This window comes from Streptomyces sp. 7-21 (assembly GCF_016741785.1).
Lineage (GTDB): Bacteria > Actinomycetota > Actinomycetes > Streptomycetales > Streptomycetaceae > Streptomyces.
The window spans coordinates 42,946-58,407 of sequence record NZ_JAERRL010000006.1; the positions used below are offsets into that span (position 1 = coordinate 42,946).

General features: G+C 71.4%; 12 protein-coding genes, 1 tRNA gene and 1 pseudogene. 7 read left to right on the forward strand and 7 right to left on the reverse strand.

Annotated features, from left to right (window positions below; genetic code table 11):
• Positions 1-18: 18 nt before the first annotated feature.
• Positions 19-2,460, forward strand: coding sequence for a glycoside hydrolase N-terminal domain-containing protein (locus JK356_RS09520; RefSeq protein ID WP_201867182.1), 2,442 nt, complete (start codon positions 19-21; stop codon positions 2,458-2,460).
• Here the strand turns inward: JK356_RS09520 and JK356_RS09525 are convergent.
• Positions 2,455-4,464, reverse strand: coding sequence for a right-handed parallel beta-helix repeat-containing protein (locus JK356_RS09525; protein ID WP_201867183.1), 2,010 nt, complete (start codon positions 4,462-4,464; stop codon positions 2,455-2,457). The genes JK356_RS09520 and JK356_RS09525 overlap by 6 nt on opposite strands.
• A gap of 2 nt (positions 4,465-4,466) precedes the next feature.
• Entirely contained in the window at positions 4,467-5,660 is a 1,194-nt protein-coding gene (locus tag JK356_RS09530) for a mandelate racemase/muconate lactonizing enzyme family protein (protein ID WP_201867184.1), read from the reverse strand.
• 250 nt (positions 5,661-5,910) lie between these two features.
• Between JK356_RS09530 and JK356_RS09535 the strand changes: the two genes are divergently transcribed.
• From JK356_RS09535 to JK356_RS09550, 4 genes and pseudogenes are all read left to right on the forward strand, one after another.
• Positions 5,911-6,693: a FadR/GntR family transcriptional regulator gene (locus JK356_RS09535; RefSeq protein WP_201867185.1), complete on the forward strand. Its 783-nt coding sequence runs from the start codon at positions 5,911-5,913 to the stop codon at positions 6,691-6,693.
• Positions 6,694-7,018: 325 nt separating this feature from the next.
• Positions 7,019-7,936: an alpha/beta hydrolase gene (locus JK356_RS09540; RefSeq protein WP_201867186.1), complete on the forward strand. Its 918-nt coding sequence runs from the start codon at positions 7,019-7,021 to the stop codon at positions 7,934-7,936.
• A gap of 51 nt (positions 7,937-7,987) precedes the next feature.
• The gene (locus tag JK356_RS09545) at positions 7,988-10,441 is read left to right on the forward strand and encodes a PQQ-dependent sugar dehydrogenase (RefSeq protein WP_201867187.1); all 2,454 of its coding nucleotides are present in this window, start codon (positions 7,988-7,990) and stop codon (positions 10,439-10,441) included.
• Positions 10,442-10,446: 5 nt separating this feature from the next.
• Positions 10,447-11,232, forward strand: a pseudogene (locus JK356_RS09550) (ThuA domain-containing protein); the annotation flags it as partial.
• A 374-nt stretch (positions 11,233-11,606) separates the two neighbouring features.
• Here the strand turns inward: JK356_RS09550 and JK356_RS09560 are convergent.
• The 5 genes from JK356_RS09560 to JK356_RS21800 form a co-directional block, all read right to left on the reverse strand.
• The gene (locus JK356_RS09560) at positions 11,607-12,479 is read right to left on the reverse strand and encodes a helix-turn-helix transcriptional regulator (RefSeq protein ID WP_201867189.1); all 873 of its coding nucleotides are present in this window, start codon (positions 12,477-12,479) and stop codon (positions 11,607-11,609) included.
• A gap of 253 nt (positions 12,480-12,732) precedes the next feature.
• Complete coding sequence (locus JK356_RS22535; RefSeq protein WP_374100632.1) at positions 12,733-13,443, reverse strand: Scr1 family TA system antitoxin-like transcriptional regulator; 711 nt, start codon at positions 13,441-13,443, stop codon at positions 12,733-12,735.
• 431 nt (positions 13,444-13,874) lie between these two features.
• Complete coding sequence (locus JK356_RS22540) at positions 13,875-14,165, reverse strand: DUF397 domain-containing protein (protein ID WP_374100633.1); 291 nt, start codon at positions 14,163-14,165, stop codon at positions 13,875-13,877.
• Positions 14,108-14,344 carry a DUF397 domain-containing protein gene (locus tag JK356_RS09575; RefSeq protein ID WP_201867192.1) on the reverse strand — a complete coding sequence of 79 codons (237 nt, stop codon included), beginning with the start codon at positions 14,342-14,344 and terminating at the stop codon, positions 14,108-14,110. Before JK356_RS09575 ends, JK356_RS22540 begins: the two co-directional genes overlap by 58 nt.
• A complete protein-coding gene (locus tag JK356_RS21800; RefSeq protein WP_307815501.1) occupies positions 14,341-14,676 on the reverse strand; it encodes a Scr1 family TA system antitoxin-like transcriptional regulator in 336 nt (111 codons plus the stop codon). Before JK356_RS21800 ends, JK356_RS09575 begins: the two co-directional genes overlap by 4 nt.
• Here JK356_RS21800 and JK356_RS09580 point away from each other — a divergent pair.
• A tRNA-Thr gene (locus JK356_RS09580) sits at positions 14,645-14,720 on the forward strand. The two genes, JK356_RS21800 and JK356_RS09580, sit on opposite strands and share 32 nt — an antisense overlap.
• Positions 14,721-14,847: 127 nt before the next feature.
• Complete coding sequence (locus JK356_RS09585; protein ID WP_201867193.1) at positions 14,848-15,462, forward strand: hypothetical protein; 615 nt, start codon at positions 14,848-14,850, stop codon at positions 15,460-15,462.

The window sequence follows — 15,462 nt, forward strand, 5'->3', positions numbered from 1 at the left end:
GGCCCCACGGAGCCGCCGATGTCCCCCCGCACCAACCGCAGAACGTTCCTCGCCCTGTCCGCCACCGGCGTCGCCGCCGCGGGCGCCGCCCGGACCGCCGCCGCCCCCCAGGCGGCGGCGGCCGGCCGGCCCGCACAAGACCACCAGCTGCGGCTGTGGTACCCGCGCCCGGCCAGCGAGTGGCTCCAGGCGCTGCCCGTCGGCAACGGCCGGCTGGGCGCCATGGTCCACGGCGGCGTGGCCAGTGAAACCCTCCAGCTCAACGAGGACACCGTCTGGGCCGGCGGGCCCTACGACCCGGCGAACCCCAGCGGCCTGGACAACCTGGAACGCATCAGGGAGCTGGTGTTCGCCGGCGAGTACGCCGCGGCCCAGGAGCTGGTCGACCGCACCTTCATGGGCACCCCGCTCGGCGAGCTGCCCTACCAGACCGTCGGCGACCTCGTGCTCACCTTCCCCGGCGGCGGGGAGGCCAGCGACTACTACCGTGAACTGGACCTGACCACCGCCACCGCCCTGACCCGCTACACCCGCGACGGCGTCACCCACACCCGGGAAGTCTTCGCCAGCGCGCCCGACCAGGTGATCGTCGTGCGGCTGACGGCGGACGCCCCCGGCAGCGTCTCGTTCTCCGCGGCCTTCAGCAGCCCGCAGGCCAGCACCGTCCACTCCCCCGACCCGCTGACGGCCGGCCTGGACGGGACGACCGAGGACTGGGAGGGCGTCCCCGGCCAGGTCGCCTTCCGCGCCCTGGTGACCGCCCGCGCCGACGGCGGCACGGTCACCAGCGAGGGCGGCACCCTGACGGTCACCGGCGCCGACGCCGTCACGCTGCTGGTCTCGGTCGGCAGCAGCTACACCTCCTACCAGGACGTGACCGGCGACCAGAACGCCCGCGCCGCCGCGCCCCTGGCGGCGGCCGCCGACCGGGAGTACGAGGAGCTGCGCGCGCGCCACGTCGCCGACTACCAGGAGCTGTTCCACCGGGTCTCCCTGGACGTGGGCACCTCCGGCGCGGCCGCGCTGCCCACCGACGAGCGGGTGGCCGGCTTCGCCAGCGGCGACGACCCGCAGCTCGTCACGCTGTTCTTCCAGTTCGGCCGCTACCTGCTCATCTCCTCCTCCCGGCCCGGCACCCAGCCCGCCAACCTCCAGGGCCTGTGGAACGACTCGCTCAGCCCGGACTGGGACTCGAAGTACACGGTCAACATCAACACCGAGATGAACTACTGGCCGGCCGGCCCGGCCAACCTCATCGAGACCATGGAGCCGCTGCTGGACATGGTCGACGAGCTGGCCGTGACCGGCGCGCGCACCGCCGCGACGCAGTACGGCGCGGGCGGCTGGGTCTGCCACCACAACACCGACGCCTGGCGCGGCACCGCACCCGTGGACGGCGCGTTCTGGGGCATGTGGCCGACCGGCGGCGCCTGGCTGGCTCTCCAGATCTGGGAGCACTACCGCTTCACCGGCGACCTCGGCGCGCTGCGCGCCCGGTACCCCGCGCTGCGGGGCGCGGCGCAGTTCTTCGCCGACACCCTGGTGACGGACCCGAACACCGGCTACCTGGTGACCTGCCCCTCCAGCTCCCCGGAGAACGCGCACCATCCCGACGTGTCGATATGCGCCGGGCCCACCATGGACGCCCAGATCCTGCGGGACCTGTTCACGGCCGTCGCCGCCGCCTCCGAACTGCTGGAGACCGACGCGGAGTTCCGCGCCACCGTGCGGGAGCTGGCCCGCCGGCTGCCGCCCACCCGGATCGGCAGCCAGGGCCAGATCCAGGAGTGGCAGGAGGACTGGGACGCCGGCGCCCCCGAGCAGAACCACCGCCACGTCTCCCACCTGTACGGGCTCCACCCCAGCAACCAGATCACCCCGGAGGGCACTCCGGAGCTGGCCGAGGCGGCCCGCGTCACGCTCGAACAGCGCGGCGACGCCGGCACCGGCTGGTCGCTGGCGTGGAAGATCAACTTCTGGGCGCGGCTGTGGGACGGCGCCCGGTCGTTCCAGCTGCTGCGCGATCAGCTCACCCCCGACCGCACCGCCCCCAACCTGTTCTGCCTGCACCCGCCGTTCCAGATCGACGGCAACTTCGGCGCCACCGCGGGCATCACCGAGTGGCTGGTGCAGTCCCACACCGACGTGCTGCGGCTGCTGCCCGCGCTGCCGCCCGAGCTGCCCGAGGGGCAGGTAACGGGTTTGCGGGCGCGCGGCGGCGAGACCGTCGACCTCACCTGGCGGGACGGGCAGCTCACCCGCGCCGCCGTGCACGCCGGCCGCACCCGCACGCTGCGGGTGGCGGCCGGCGTGCCGGTGACGGTGAGCGTCGCCGGCGGCGGCCGGGTCGCCGCCGAGCCGGATCCGGCGGCCGCGGGTGAGGACGCGGTGACGGCGTTCGCCGCCACCGCGGGCACCACCTATCTCCTCACGCCGAGGCCAGCCGCCAGCGGGTCATGACCGGTCGTCGCGCGGGCCGGAGGCGGCGATGATGTCCGCCGCCTCCGCCGGGACGGCGCCGGGATCGAAGACGACCGTGTCCCGGACGGTGTTGCCGCGCTCGCCGTCGACCAGGCCGGTGATGTCCGGGTTGGTGGTGTAGTTCCCGGTCAGCGTCATGTCGCCGGTGAGGTTGCCGTTCTGGTTGTTGGCGTGCGCCCACTGCGCGGCGGTCTGGTAGAAGACGTTGCCGGCGGCGGTGAGGTAGCGGGAGCCCTCGTCGAAGTACAGGCCCAGCTGCCCGCTGCGCTCGCAGACGTTCCCCTCGATGGTGCTGCCCGGCATCGCGGAGAGCGTGTAGTAGCAGCCCGCGTCGAACATGGTGTGCACCACGTCGCTGACGCGGTTGCCGACGATCTGGACGTCGGCCAGCGTGGTCGGCGTGTCGTAGACCGGCTGGAAGTCGTACAGCCCGCGGTCGACGTACTCCGGGCTGCCGCCCGGGTCGTTGGCGCCCCAGCCGAAGCCGACGCCGATGCCGGTGTACGGCATGTCCGCCACCTCGTTGTGTGCGATGGTCAGCCGCGTGACGTAGCTGGCGAAGATGCCGTCCTGGTCGAGGTACTCCAGCGCCGTGGTGTAGATGCGGTTGTCGCTGATGGTGATGTCGCTGTTGGTCATGCGGGGGTCCGAGGGGTGGTGGGCGTCCGGACGCACCCCGCCGACGACGATGCCGCCCCCGGCGCTGGCGGTGAACGTGTTGCCCGTCACGGAGATGTGCTGCGCCCCCAGACCGACGCCGGTGGCGTGGGCGTTGGCGTCGTTGCCGATGCCCAGGCCGACCGAGCCGAGATTGACGAACGTGTTGTCCTCGAATGCGATGCCGTCGGCCGCGGAGACCTGCACGGCACCAGGCGCCTGGGCCCAGTTGTTGCGGGCGCCCTCGAAGCCGCGGCAGCCGGTGGCGCAGGAGGTGAAGGCGTCGTCAGGCCGGTGCTCCTGCTCGCCGGTGAGGAACGTGCCGGTCTGCTGGTTGGCGTACCCGTTGGGCGAGCTGGGATGCAGCCAGGTGGTGCCGGTGAAGGTCAGGCCGCGGAACGTCAGGTTCTGCACCGGCTCGTCGTAGGTGCCGCCGACCTCGACCAGCGTCTCCAGCCGCGGCAGCTCCACGCTGGCCTGGTCCAGGTCCTGCCCGTCGAGCGGCTTGTAGTACAGCGTGCCCGCGTCGGTGTCCAGGTACCACTCGCCGGGCTCGTTGAGGAAGGCCCGGGAGTTCAGCAGCCAGAACGTGGGGCTGCGGAACGGCGACTGGATGGTGTCGTAGCCGAAGGTGTTGTTGTCCCAGGCCGGCTGCTCCATGGTCACCGTCATGCCGTCGACGCGTGCCACGGGGGCGAAGCGGTTGGTGAACGACAGCATGGCCTGGAGCTCCATGCGCTCCTGGTCCGGCAGGTCCGCCAGGTAGGCGAACTGCGGGTCGGTGAGCGTGAAGCCGTCCTCGTTCAGCTCGATGGCGGAGGCCGGCAGGTCCTGCCGCGCGCGCTGCGCCAGCTCCCCGTCGACGTACAGCTGCCGGGTGTCGAAGCCGGTGCCGACGTCGGCCCGGTACACGCCGGTGCCGGGGTCGTCGAGCTCCCAGCCCGTGACGGGTTCGGCGCCGGTGAGCACCGGGGACGCGCCGGGGGCGGCCTGCCAGGTGACGGTGGCGCCGTCACGGCCGGAGTCGGCGGCGTCGAAGCGCAGGGGTTCGCTGAGGCGGTAGGTCCCGTCCAGCAGGCTGACGGTCACGTCGCCGCCGTCCTGGGCGGCGTCGCGGGCGCGGCGCTGGGCCTCGCCGAGGGTCGCGAGCGGCTCGTCGGCCGTGCCGGGGCCGTCGTCGTCGGCGTCTGCGGCGCCGGTGGGCGCCACGTAGAGGGTGACGCCGGTGTCCTGTGCCGGCGCGGCGGCTATCGTCCCGGCGGCCAGGGCCGCCAGGGCCGCCGCCGCGAGCGGCAGCCGCGGGCGGAACGGGGGTCGGGAATGCACGGTCACGTCCTTTCCTCATCGGGGTGCGGGGCACTGGGCGGTGCGCTGCGCGGGCCGGCCGCCGTGTGCAGCCGCCGTCCCGCGCCCTCCGGGCGGACGTGGGGTCCGTCCGGGGTGACGGTGCGCAGCTGGCGGGACGCGGCGACGCGTTCGACGTCGACGTGGATGCCGACGCCCGGGGTGTCGCCGAGGACGAAGGCGCCGTCCTCGACGGTTACGTCGACCGAGAGCCCGGTCGGCGGGGTAAGGTCCTGGAGTTCGCTGACGAGGTGGTTGGGCACGGCCGTCGCGGCGTGGAGCAGCCCCAGCGGGGTGCTGCCGATCGGGCTGACGGGCAGGTCGTGGGCGTGGGCGAGGGCGGCGACCCGCAGGAAGTGGGTCACGCCGTGGACCGCCGCGGTCTGCACGACGTCGAGCGCGCCCGCCGACAGCAGCGGGCGGTACTGCTCCAGGCCGGCGAGGTTCTCGCCGCTGGCGACCGAGGCGCGGATGCCGCGCTGGACCACGGCCAGGCCCTCGGCGTCCCAGCGCCGCACCGGCTCCTCAACCCAGGTGAGGTCCAGGGTGCGTTCGAGCTCCGCGACGTGGCGGACGGCCTGCTTGCGGGTCCAGAACTCGTTGGCGTCCAGCATCAGGCTCGGCCGCACGCCATGCGCGGCGTCGGTCAGCACCTGCTCCACCAGGGTCAGGCGGTGGCGGTCGAGGTCGACGTCGATGCCGCCCTTGAGCTTCGCCGCCCGCAGTCCGCGGTCGGCGTACTCCTGGTAGAGCGCGACGAGCTGGTCGTCTTTCAGGTCGATGTCGAGGCCCGAGGCATAGGCGGGCACCGTGCGGTCGCGGCCGCCGAGAAGACGCCACAGGGGTTCCCCGGCCGACTTGGCCTTGATGTCCCACAGGGCGGTGTCGAGCGCGCCGATGGTCGCGGATACCACGCCGGTGTGGCCGGCTTTGAAGACCTGACGGAGCATCCGGTCGTACAGCGCGGGCACGGCGCGCGGGTCCTCGCCCTCGAGGGCCTCGAAGAGGGTCTCCGCCTCGGCGTGGGAGCCGATGCCGACGCCAGTGATGCCGTCGTCGGTGTCGACGAGGACGAGGGGCACCGGGACGATGCCGTCGGCGAAGACACCGTTGGCGTCGCCGATGGGGCGGCCCCAGTCGTGCATGGCCGTCAGGGTGCGAAGTCCGGTGATGCGCATGCGGGTTCAGTCAGCCCTTCGACAGAGACGGGCGGCGGAAAGCCGCCGTCAGCGGAGGCGAGCGGACGGCGTGGAGCTTCGTGAAGAGGTGTGAACGCGGCGGCGGGCGCGGCGCGGACGGCCGCGGGCGGTCGGGTGTCCCGGACCCGGCCCAGCGGAACGTAATTCGTATGACGTATCATGTCAAGGCTTTCGTATAATCCTGGGTGAGGTGCGCCGCGCCGTCCGTTCGCGGGCCACCGGAGGGACGATGACGGCATCACGGCAGGCACCACGGCAGGACAGCACCGGTGCCATCGCACCGCCGGCCTGGGCCCGGCGGCCGGCCAGCCTGGTCCGGGCGGTCACGGCCGAGCTGGTGGAGCGCATCGTCCGGGGTGCGCATCCGCCGGGTTCCTCACTGCCGCCCGAGCCCGCGCTCTGCGAAGCGTTCGCGGTGAGCCGCACGGTCGTCCGCGAGGCGGTGAAACTTCTGCAGGAGAAGGGGCTGGTGCGGGTCCGCCAGGGCTCCGGCACCGTGGTCACCCCGCCGTCCCGGTGGAACATGCTCGACGAGATGGTGCTCGCGGCGAGCATCGAGCAGGACGAGAGCCTCCAGATCCTCGACGACCTCGTCGTCACGCGGCGCCTGCTGGAGTCGGACATGGCCAACCAGGCCGCCCAGCTCGCCACCGAGGAGACGGTCGCGCAACTGCGTCTGCTGGTCAGCGAGATGGACGGCCTGCTGGACGATCCCGCTACCTACGCCGACCACGACCGGGCGTTCCACGACGTGATCATGCGGGCCTCGGGGAACCGCATCGCCCGCGCCGTGGTGCGTTCCCTGGAGAACCAGGTCCTCCACACCGCCCGGTACGTCGGCAGGACCGAGCGCGCCCTGTGCGCGGCGTCGAACCAGGGCCACCGCCGGATCTGCGAGCGCATCGCGGCCCGGGACCCGGCCGGCGCGGCCGAGGCGATGTTCACGCACATCACCGAGGCGTGGGTGGCCCGACGGTCGGCGCCGGGCGGCCCGGAGCGGCTGCGCCGGTAAGGCGGCACGCCCCGCCTCAGCCGCGGGCACCCCAGACGTGCACACGGCGCGCAGATTCGGTCCCGCGCTCGAAAAAATGCGTCGCGACGCGTTGACTCCCGCCTCAGCTCGCCTATGATCCGTGTCTGACGACCCGTTCATCGTTCGACATCACGAACGATGCGACACTTCGGCAGCACACGCCACCGACCGCGTTTCCGTCACCCCCGGAGGGCTGGACCAGGCGCCAGGGGCCGACTTGATTGTCATGACCTCCTCATTTGAGCCGCGCCTGGCCGGCCCGCGCCCGCATCCCCCCACACCCGACCCCCACAAGGAGCCAGCCATGCCGATCGGACGACGCTCCCTGCTGAGCCTCGCCGCCGCGGGAGCCGGAGCGGCGGCCCTGGGAGCCCTGCCCGCCAGCACCGCGGCCGCCTCCCCGCGCGCAGCGGCCTTACCCCGTCAGGCGCCGGCCGAACCGTTCGCGGTCGGCGTCCGGGAGTTCGCCTGGAGCCGCGACGGCCGCCCGCTGTTCACCAAGATCTTCTACCCGGCCGCCGGCACCCCCGGCGGCTCACCCGTCCCCGACGCGCCCCTTGCCGACGGCGTCTTCCCCGTGGCCGAGTTCAGCCACGGCATGGGCTGCAACTCCGACTGCTACTCCTCCCAGACCCACGGCCTGGCGGCGGCGGGCTTCATCTGCCCCGCGCCGTCGTTCTCCGACAACACCAACATCGGCAGCGTCTACGGCGGCGAGTGGTCCCGGGACGTCTCCGAGGTGATCACGCAGACCCTGGCGCTGAACGACGCCCCGGGCGATCCGTTCGCCGGGCACATCGACACCGCCGCCGGGGTCGGCGTCGCCGGCCACTCCATGGGCGGCATGACCACCCACGGCCTGCTCACCAACTGGCCCGACGACCGCATCGCCGCTGCCGTGCCCATCGCCTGCGTGGACATGGGCAACCCGGCCGGGCTCGCCGCCAACGTGCTGTTCATCCACGGCGACCAGGACCCGACCTGCGACTACGGCTCCGCCCGCGCCGCCTACGAGGAGATGCCTGCTCCCAAGGCGTTCCTCACCCACGTCGGAGCGGACCACGGCGCCTACCTGGTGCCGGACTTCCCCTCGTACCCGCAGACCGAGAACACCTTCCTGGACTGGTTCCGGTGGAGCCTGTACGGCGACACCGCCGCCCGCGACCGTCTCCCGGGCGGGGCCAGCTCGGCCACCACCACCTGGGAGTCCGACGGGGTGTAGCAGCCCAGCACCCCGCAGCCACCCGGTCAATCCGATGGAGAAGACAGACACATGCGCAGGAGACTGATACGACTGGCCGCGGCCGCGACCGGCACGCTGCTCGCCACGGCGGGCACCGTCACGGCCCTGTCGGCGACGCCGGCGGGGTCCGCGCCGGCCGCGGACACGCGGCAGGCGGAGTTCCAGCAGGTGACGCTCGCCCAGGGCGTCAACGAGGTGGGCGAGCCGATGCACATGGCCGTGCTGCCCGACGGCTCGGTGCTGCACACCTCGCGGGACGGCAGGCTCTTCGTCACCGACGCCGACGGCAACACGAGCGTCGCCGGCGAGCTGGACGTCTACACCCACGACGAGGAGGGCCTCCAGAGCGTCGGCGTCGACCCCGACTTCGCCACCAACCGCTACATCTACCTCTACTACTCGCCCGAGCTGGACACCCCGCCCGGCGACGCCCCGAGCCAGGGCAGCGAGGAGGACTTCGAGGCGTGGCGGGGCTACAACCAGCTCTCCCGCTTCACCCTGAACGAGGACAACACCCTCGACCTGGACAGTGAGGTCCCCATCCTGGAGGTGGAGACCGACCGCGGCCAGTGCTGCCACGTCGGCGGCGACATCGACTTCGACGCCGAGGGCAACCTGTACCTGTCCACGGGCGACGACTCCAACCCGTTCGCCTCGGACGGCTACACGCCCATCGACGAGCGCGACGGCCGCAGCCCCGTCTACGACGCGCGGCGCTCGTCCGGCAACACCAACGACCTGCGCGGCAAGATCCTGCGGATCTCGGTCAACGACGACGGCTCGTACGACATCCCCGAGGGCAACCTCTTCGAGCCCGGCACGCCGGGAACCCGGCCCGAGATCTACGCCATGGGCTTCCGCAACCCGTTCACCATCTCCGTCGACGACGCGACGGGCGCGGTGTACGTCGGCGAGTACGGCCCGGACGCCGGCACCGCCGACCCCGACCGGGGCCCCGCCGGCATGGTGGAGTTCGTCCGCGTGACCGGGCCCGGCAACTTCGGCTGGCCGTTCTGCGCCGCCGACAACTCGCCGTACGTCGAGTACGACTTCGCCACCGGCGAGTCGGGCGACGCCTTCGACTGCGAGAACGGCCCGGTCAACGAGTCGCGGCACAACACCGGCCTGACCGAGCTGCCGCCGTCCCAGCCCGGGTGGATCGTCTACGACGGCGGGTCCGTCCCCGAGTTCGGCGACGGCTCCGAGTCGCCCACGGCCGGCCCGGTCTACAACTACGACCCGGACCTGGACTCGCCGGTGAAGTTCCCCGAGGAGTACGACGGCGACTTCTTCGCCATGGAGTTCGGGCGGCAGTGGATCAAGACCATCGAGGTCGGCGAGGACGGCAGCCCCGGCGCCATCGAGGACTTCCCGTGGTCGGGCACGCAGGTGATGGACGCCGCCTTCGGCCCGGACGGCGCGCTGTACGTGCTGGACTACGGCACCGGCTGGGGCTCAGGCAACGAGTTCAGCGCGCTGTACCGCATCGAGGCGGTCGGCGGTGAGGGCCGCTCCCCCGTGGCCCGGGCGTCGGCCGACGTGACCTCGGGTCCGGCGCCGCTGGAGGTCGCGTTCTCCTCCGAGGGCAGCAGCGACCCCGACGGCGACGAGCTGAGCTACAGCTGGGACTTCGGCGACGGCGCCACCTCCACCGAGGCCAACCCGACGCACACCTACACCGAGGAGGGCGAGTACACCGCCACCCTGACGGTCGAGGACACCACCGGCCTGACCGCCAGCGCCTCCGTGTACCTCACCGTCGGGAACACCGCGCCGACCGTTGAGCTCAACCTGCCGGCCGACGGCCAGATCGTCGACTTCGGCGACGAGGTGCCGTTTGAGATCACCGTCACCGACCCCGAGGACGGCGACGACATCGACTGCTCCCGGGTCACCCTGCGGTTCATCCTCGGCCACGACGACCACGGCCACGAGCTGACGTCCGCCACCGGCTGCTCCGGCACGCTCCAGACGCTGTCCGACGGCGAGCACGACCCCAACGCCAACATTTTCGGGGTGTGGGACGCGCAGTACACCGACAGCGGCGGGCTGACCGGCCACGATCAGCACCTGACGCAGACCAGCCAGCGGCAGGCCGAGCACTTCGGTGACGCCAGCGGCGTCGAGGTCACCTACCCGGACGGCGCGCACGGCGGCCAGGCCGTGGGCGGCATCCACGACGGCGACTGGATCGCGTTCGAGCCGTACGTGCTCGCGGACGCCACCGCGTTCACGGCCCGGGCCGCGGCCGGCGGCGACGACGCCGGCGGCACGATCGAGGTCCGCGCCGGCGGCCCCGACGGCACGCTGCTGGGCACCGTGGACGTGCCCGCTGGCGGTGACGGGTCGTTCCAGGAGGTGAGCACCGAGCTGTCGGGCGCTCCGGAGGGCACGACGACGCTCTGCCTGGTCTTCACCGGCGACACGGACGCGACCCTGTTCACGCTGGACGACTTCACGTTCACCACCGGCGGAGAGGAGTGACCGTCATGACGCCACGCGCGAGGCGGCTGGCCGGGCTGGCGGCGGGAACGGCGCTGTGCGCCGCCGCGCTGCCCGCCCTGCCCGCCCACGGCGCCGGATTGGCGCAGGAGGATGACGCCGAGGCCAGCGTCCTCGTCTTCTCGGCGACGGCGGGCTTCCGCCACGACTCCATCGAGGCGGGAGTCGCCGCGATCGAGGAGGCCGGCGAGGCCAGCGGCCTGGCCGTGACCGCCACGGAGGACGCGGGCGCCTTCACGGCCGGCAACCTCGCCCAGTACGACGCCGTCGTGTTCCTGTCCACCACCGGCGACGTCCTCAACGACGACCAGCAGGCGGCGTTCGAGCAGTACATCGCGCAGGGCGGCGGCTACGCCGGCGTCCACGCCGCTGCCGACACCGAGTACGACTGGCCGTTCTACGGCGAACTGGTCGGCGCGTACTTCGCCTCGCACCCGGAGATCCAGACCGCCACCGTGGTGGTCGAGGACCACGAGCACGAGGCCACCGCGCATCTGCCGGACGCCTGGGAGCGCATGGACGAGTGGTACAACTACCGCTCCAATCCGCGGGACAGCGTCCATGTCCTGGCCTCGCTGGACGAGGAGAGCTACAGCGGCGGCACGATGAACGGCGACCACCCGATCGCCTGGTGCCAGGAGTACGAGGGCGGCCGGTCGTTCTACACCGGGCTGGGGCACACCGCCGAGTCCTTCGCCGACGAGGACTTCCTCGCCCATCTGCTCGGCGGCATCCGCTACGCGGCCGGGGTGAGCGAGTCCGGCTGCGGCACGGGCACGGATCCGGGCGCGGAGCCCGGGTCCCGGCCCGCCCACTGACCCGGGCGGCCGGGCCGGTCAACGGCCCGGGCCGCACCGGAAGGCGGCGGGGTGAGATCGCGCGGGATCTCACCCCGCCGCGCCTGCCGCTGGCCGCTGGCGCATCACAGGCTGCCGAAGTCGCCGTGCAGCACACCGCCCTGGAAGGCGGCCCGCTCCCCCGCCGTGAAACACAGGTGGCCCCGGGAGGGGTGCTTCATCGTCCCGGACCGCCACGCCGCCGTCCGGGAGGGGCGCCAGCTCGAAGCACTGACCGCTGTCAGCCGTCAGGCCGCTCTTCTGCCAGACGAGCGTGGCCGGGTCGATCGCGTACAGCTCGTGCTTGTCCATCACTCTCCCCTGTCCCTGATGCCTGCCACGAGATCGCGTGTCGCGGCGGGACTGAGCGCGGCACCGGCGACCCCGCGGAACAGGCGGTGCAAGCGGCGCAGATCGCGTGGATCGTCCATCGTGAGACTGCCAGCGACAAACTCGCCGAAGGCCACGTCCGGGAGGTCACCGGGGAACCGGAAGATGCTGAACGGGGCGGTCTGGCTTCCTTCTTCGCCCTTGGCATAGGGAATGACGCGCACGGTCACGCTGGGGTGGTCCGACACCTCCAGGAGCCGGTCGAGCTGCCGGCGGTACGCGGCCGGCCCGCCGACGCGGAACTCCAGCGCCGCCTGGGTGAGGACGTAGTCGCACTGGAGCGGCTCGGCGGTCTCGTGCAGCCGGCGCCGCTGGCGCTCCATGCGGACCTCGACCAGGCTGTCGACCTGGTCCGGTCCCAGCGACGAGAAGCGGTTCGCGGTCACGGCCCTGGCGTAGTCCTCGGTCTGCACCAGGCCGGGCAGCAGAGCCAGCTGGAACTCGAAGACGCTGTGCGCGGCGTCCTCGAAGGCGAGGTACTGCTCGTAGGAGGACGTGAGGGCGTCGCGGTACCGCGCCCACCACGGCGCCTTTCTCGTGTTCGACGACGCCTGGAGCCGGGCCAGTTCCTCCCGCTGCTCCTGCGGCACGCGGTAGAGGTCCATCAGCTTGCCGAACGTCTGCGGGGAGCAGGCCCGCTTGCCGTTCTCGATCCGGCTCAGCAGGGAATCGTCGCAGCCCAGCGCCTTGGCGGCTTCCGCCAGCGTCAGTCCGTGCTCCTCGTCGCGCAGCCGCCGCAGGGCCCGGCCCAGGGTGACCCGGGACATGAGCACGGTACGCGAGCCGTTCGTCATCGCTCCTCCCCTCGCCCCCAGTTGGCAGGCCCGCCCGTCCTGGTGCCGGCTCAGCCGTCACTGACCGGGCATCCATTGACACGGCGGGTGAATGGCCTCTGCTCGGACAACGAGGCCAGCGCGAGGAGGTCACGAGCGGGGGAAGACCGCCGTGGGCCCGCCCGTACGTCACGTACGGTACGCGGCGGACCGGTCCGCAGGGCCCGCACTGCCCGAAGCCCCCGCCCGCCTGGCCGGCGGGGGCATGTGATGATCAGACGCCATTTACCGGCCTCCAGGGCAGCGATGAACGCCTGCCGGGCGTCCGCCCGGACCGCCCACATGGCCACGGGCCGGCGCCTTGCTGTCCCGGACAGGGACAGCACCGAAGGCACCGTTCCGCTACCTCCACACACACTGACTGCCCGTTGCTGTAGCTCGGCTTCCGCCACCGTCCGTCATGTGAGGCATAGCTCCCTACCGCGTGCGAGAGAAGACCTCGGCTGCTTGTCTCTTTGAGCGCCGTGCGCCAGATGCCGGCGAACGCACCGTCGTAACGGGTTACCTCCTTCGTTTGTCCAGGTACAGATCCCCAGTGCAGCCATCGGCATAGACGGCAGGAGGTTCGGACTCCGCGCCAGTCCCCGTCTCCGGAAACCGCAGGATGCCGAACTGACCTGTGAGTACCCCTTGATGGACCCGGCATGAAAGGGCACAACCCGAAGGTGTACGTTCGCCGCTCCGACATTTCGACCATCCGCGTGAGCTGCCTGACCATGACGTCGTGACCGCCGGCTGGCCTCCTCAGCACCGTCTCGCTCAGAACGCCCCGCAGCGTTGCGGCCTGCACGGGCCGGGTGACCGGCGTTGTGCACGCAGACGAACAGGACCGAGGCGATCGGCGAAGCCGACGATGTCGATGAAGAGGAGGGCATCGGACTCCTTCCCTCGCGGAGCGGGGGAAGGGGCTGGCCAGACACCGCATCAGCCCGCGCGGCGCGGCAGCGGCGCGCTCCCCCTCACCGTGCGCGACGAACCCCTACTCCAGGTCCTTACGGAGCACACGTTCGGCTCGGGCGGTACCCGCACCACCCGTGGTGTCCGGAGGGGGACTTGAACTGCCACCCCGGGTAGTAGGCCACCAGGCCCCTGACCTGCGGTTCCTCGAACACACAGCGGATGCAGCAAGGCTGGTCTTCATGGCCTCTACCTGGGTCTTTACGAATGCGGACCGCTGTTGGCCACGCGTTGGCCACGCGAGGCGGGCAGGAGCCCACCGTCAGTCGCCGAACAATGATTCATTCATTCACTGCGGCGGAGGCAACCGGCGGGAGGAGCCGTCCCCCAAAGACAGCGGCGGCCCACACCGGTGGCCGGTGCAGGCCGCACACGAACGTGCCGACGGTGAACCGCTGGTCAGGTGGTCGGTCCGAACTCACCGTCTCGGACTCCGCGCTCGAACGCCTCCCACTCGGCTGCCGTGTAGCGGAGCACCGTGCCATGAGAGTCAGCAGGGTTACGCAACGCAACGGCTCCTCCTGGCAGCTTGGCGATCCCGAATCGGTCCTCCGCAGTGCTCCCAGGCGCACTGAGCCAGACGGCATCGCTGAGGTCGAGAGCGTAGAGGTCTCCCTTGCTCCGCTGCACGATCACATCTCCACTGGCACGAAGCTCTCGCCAGCGACGGCGCTGAGGAACTGGGCCCACGCGCCCCGGGAGACGCGGGCGGCTGGGATGTCCACGTTCTTCGAGTCGCGGACGGCCATGCCAGCGACGCCGGGGATCTCGGTCACCTCGACGCAGTTGCCGTTGTTCGCCGTGTACGAACTCTTCCTCCAGTTGGCGGTCCGGAGGTCGGCCGCGTACAGGTCGGCCCGTGTGTTCATCTCAGATCGTCTCTCTGGATGCGTTCGACCAGCTCAAGGCTATCTTCCTGCGAAAGAGCAGCCTCAGCAAGATTCCTGTGCAAGCGGTTCAGGCGACGGAGGGTGAGGGCGTCGTCATTGAAGGTCGTGCCTGCGACCGACTCCATGAAGGCTACGTCCGCATCCGTATCGTTCCCAACTCCGAAGAGTGTGAATGGTCCCGGAGATGCGCCGTTTTCGCCTGCCTGGAACGGGATGACCTTTCGAGGCCGCGGAGGGAGCAAGAAGAAACTGGGCGAGCACTGATTGCACGTCCAGATAGCCCGGGTACGCCAGCGGAAGATCGGATGCACTTGTAATGCACGGAATGCGTCGGTTCGAAAACGACCCCCGGGTACGCTCGCCTCCGGGCTCGGCCGCTGGGACACCAGCGGTGTGAACGTTAACCGCATCCTCGCCAGCGGCATCACCGGGGCCTGGTCCTGGCCCGACTCGCCCACCTTCCACAATTCCGTAGGAGCCCCGTGCCCATCCGCGACTGTGCCGTGATCGCTATCGACGGCACTCAGGCCGCTGGAAAGACCACCCTGGTCCACGCCTTAACGGCCCACTTCCGCGAACATTCCGTCAACGTCGCATGCACCGGCGAGCCCGCCCGCGAAAGCCCATACCTGGAAACGATCGTCCTCCACGGCACGGGCACCTTCGACCCCCCCCCGCCGCACTCGGCCTCTTCGCCCTCCAGCTCACCACCCCCCTGCGCGCCGCGCGCAACCAGCGCCTCCTCATCACTGAGTAAGACCCCGGCCAACGTCCTCGCCCTGGCCCGCCTGGTTCTCGACAGCACCGACCCCAGCACCGCGGACACTCCCGCCGCTATGAAGGATCTGCGCCGGGCGTGGATGCCGGCCGCCTACGACCTGGTGGTCTGCTGCCGCGACCACTTCGGCCAACGGGCCGGCGGCGACCGCTTCCGAGACAAGGTGCTCGGTCTCCAGGACGACGCGGACCACGCCGTCTATCAAGCGTGCCAGGAGAGCCACGTCCCCCTGACCGAACTTCCCACCGGCCTCGGCACCGCAGAACGTGTCCGCTGGACAGCGGACCAGGTTAATCACCGGGGACTCCTCGACAACTGA

Bases quoted from the DNA above. Each gene is read 5' to 3' on its own strand.
- JK356_RS09520 (WP_201867182.1), top strand. From the start codon at position 19: ATGTCCCCCCGCACCAACCGCAGAACGTTCCTCGCCCTGTCCGCCACC.
- JK356_RS09530 (WP_201867184.1), bottom strand. From the start codon at position 5,660: ATGCGCATCACCGGACTTCGCACCCTGACGGCCATGCACGACTGGGGC.
- JK356_RS09535 (WP_201867185.1), top strand. From the start codon at position 5,911: ATGACGGCATCACGGCAGGCACCACGGCAGGACAGCACCGGTGCCATC.
- JK356_RS09540 (WP_201867186.1), top strand. From the start codon at position 7,019: ATGCCGATCGGACGACGCTCCCTGCTGAGCCTCGCCGCCGCGGGAGCC.
- JK356_RS09545 (WP_201867187.1), top strand. From the start codon at position 7,988: ATGCGCAGGAGACTGATACGACTGGCCGCGGCCGCGACCGGCACGCTG.
- JK356_RS09560 (WP_201867189.1), bottom strand. From the start codon at position 12,479: ATGACGAACGGCTCGCGTACCGTGCTCATGTCCCGGGTCACCCTGGGC.
- JK356_RS22535 (WP_374100632.1), bottom strand. From the start codon at position 13,443: ATGCGGTGTCTGGCCAGCCCCTTCCCCCGCTCCGCGAGGGAAGGAGTC.
- JK356_RS09575 (WP_201867192.1), bottom strand. From the start codon at position 14,344: ATGAACACACGGGCCGACCTGTACGCGGCCGACCTCCGGACCGCCAAC.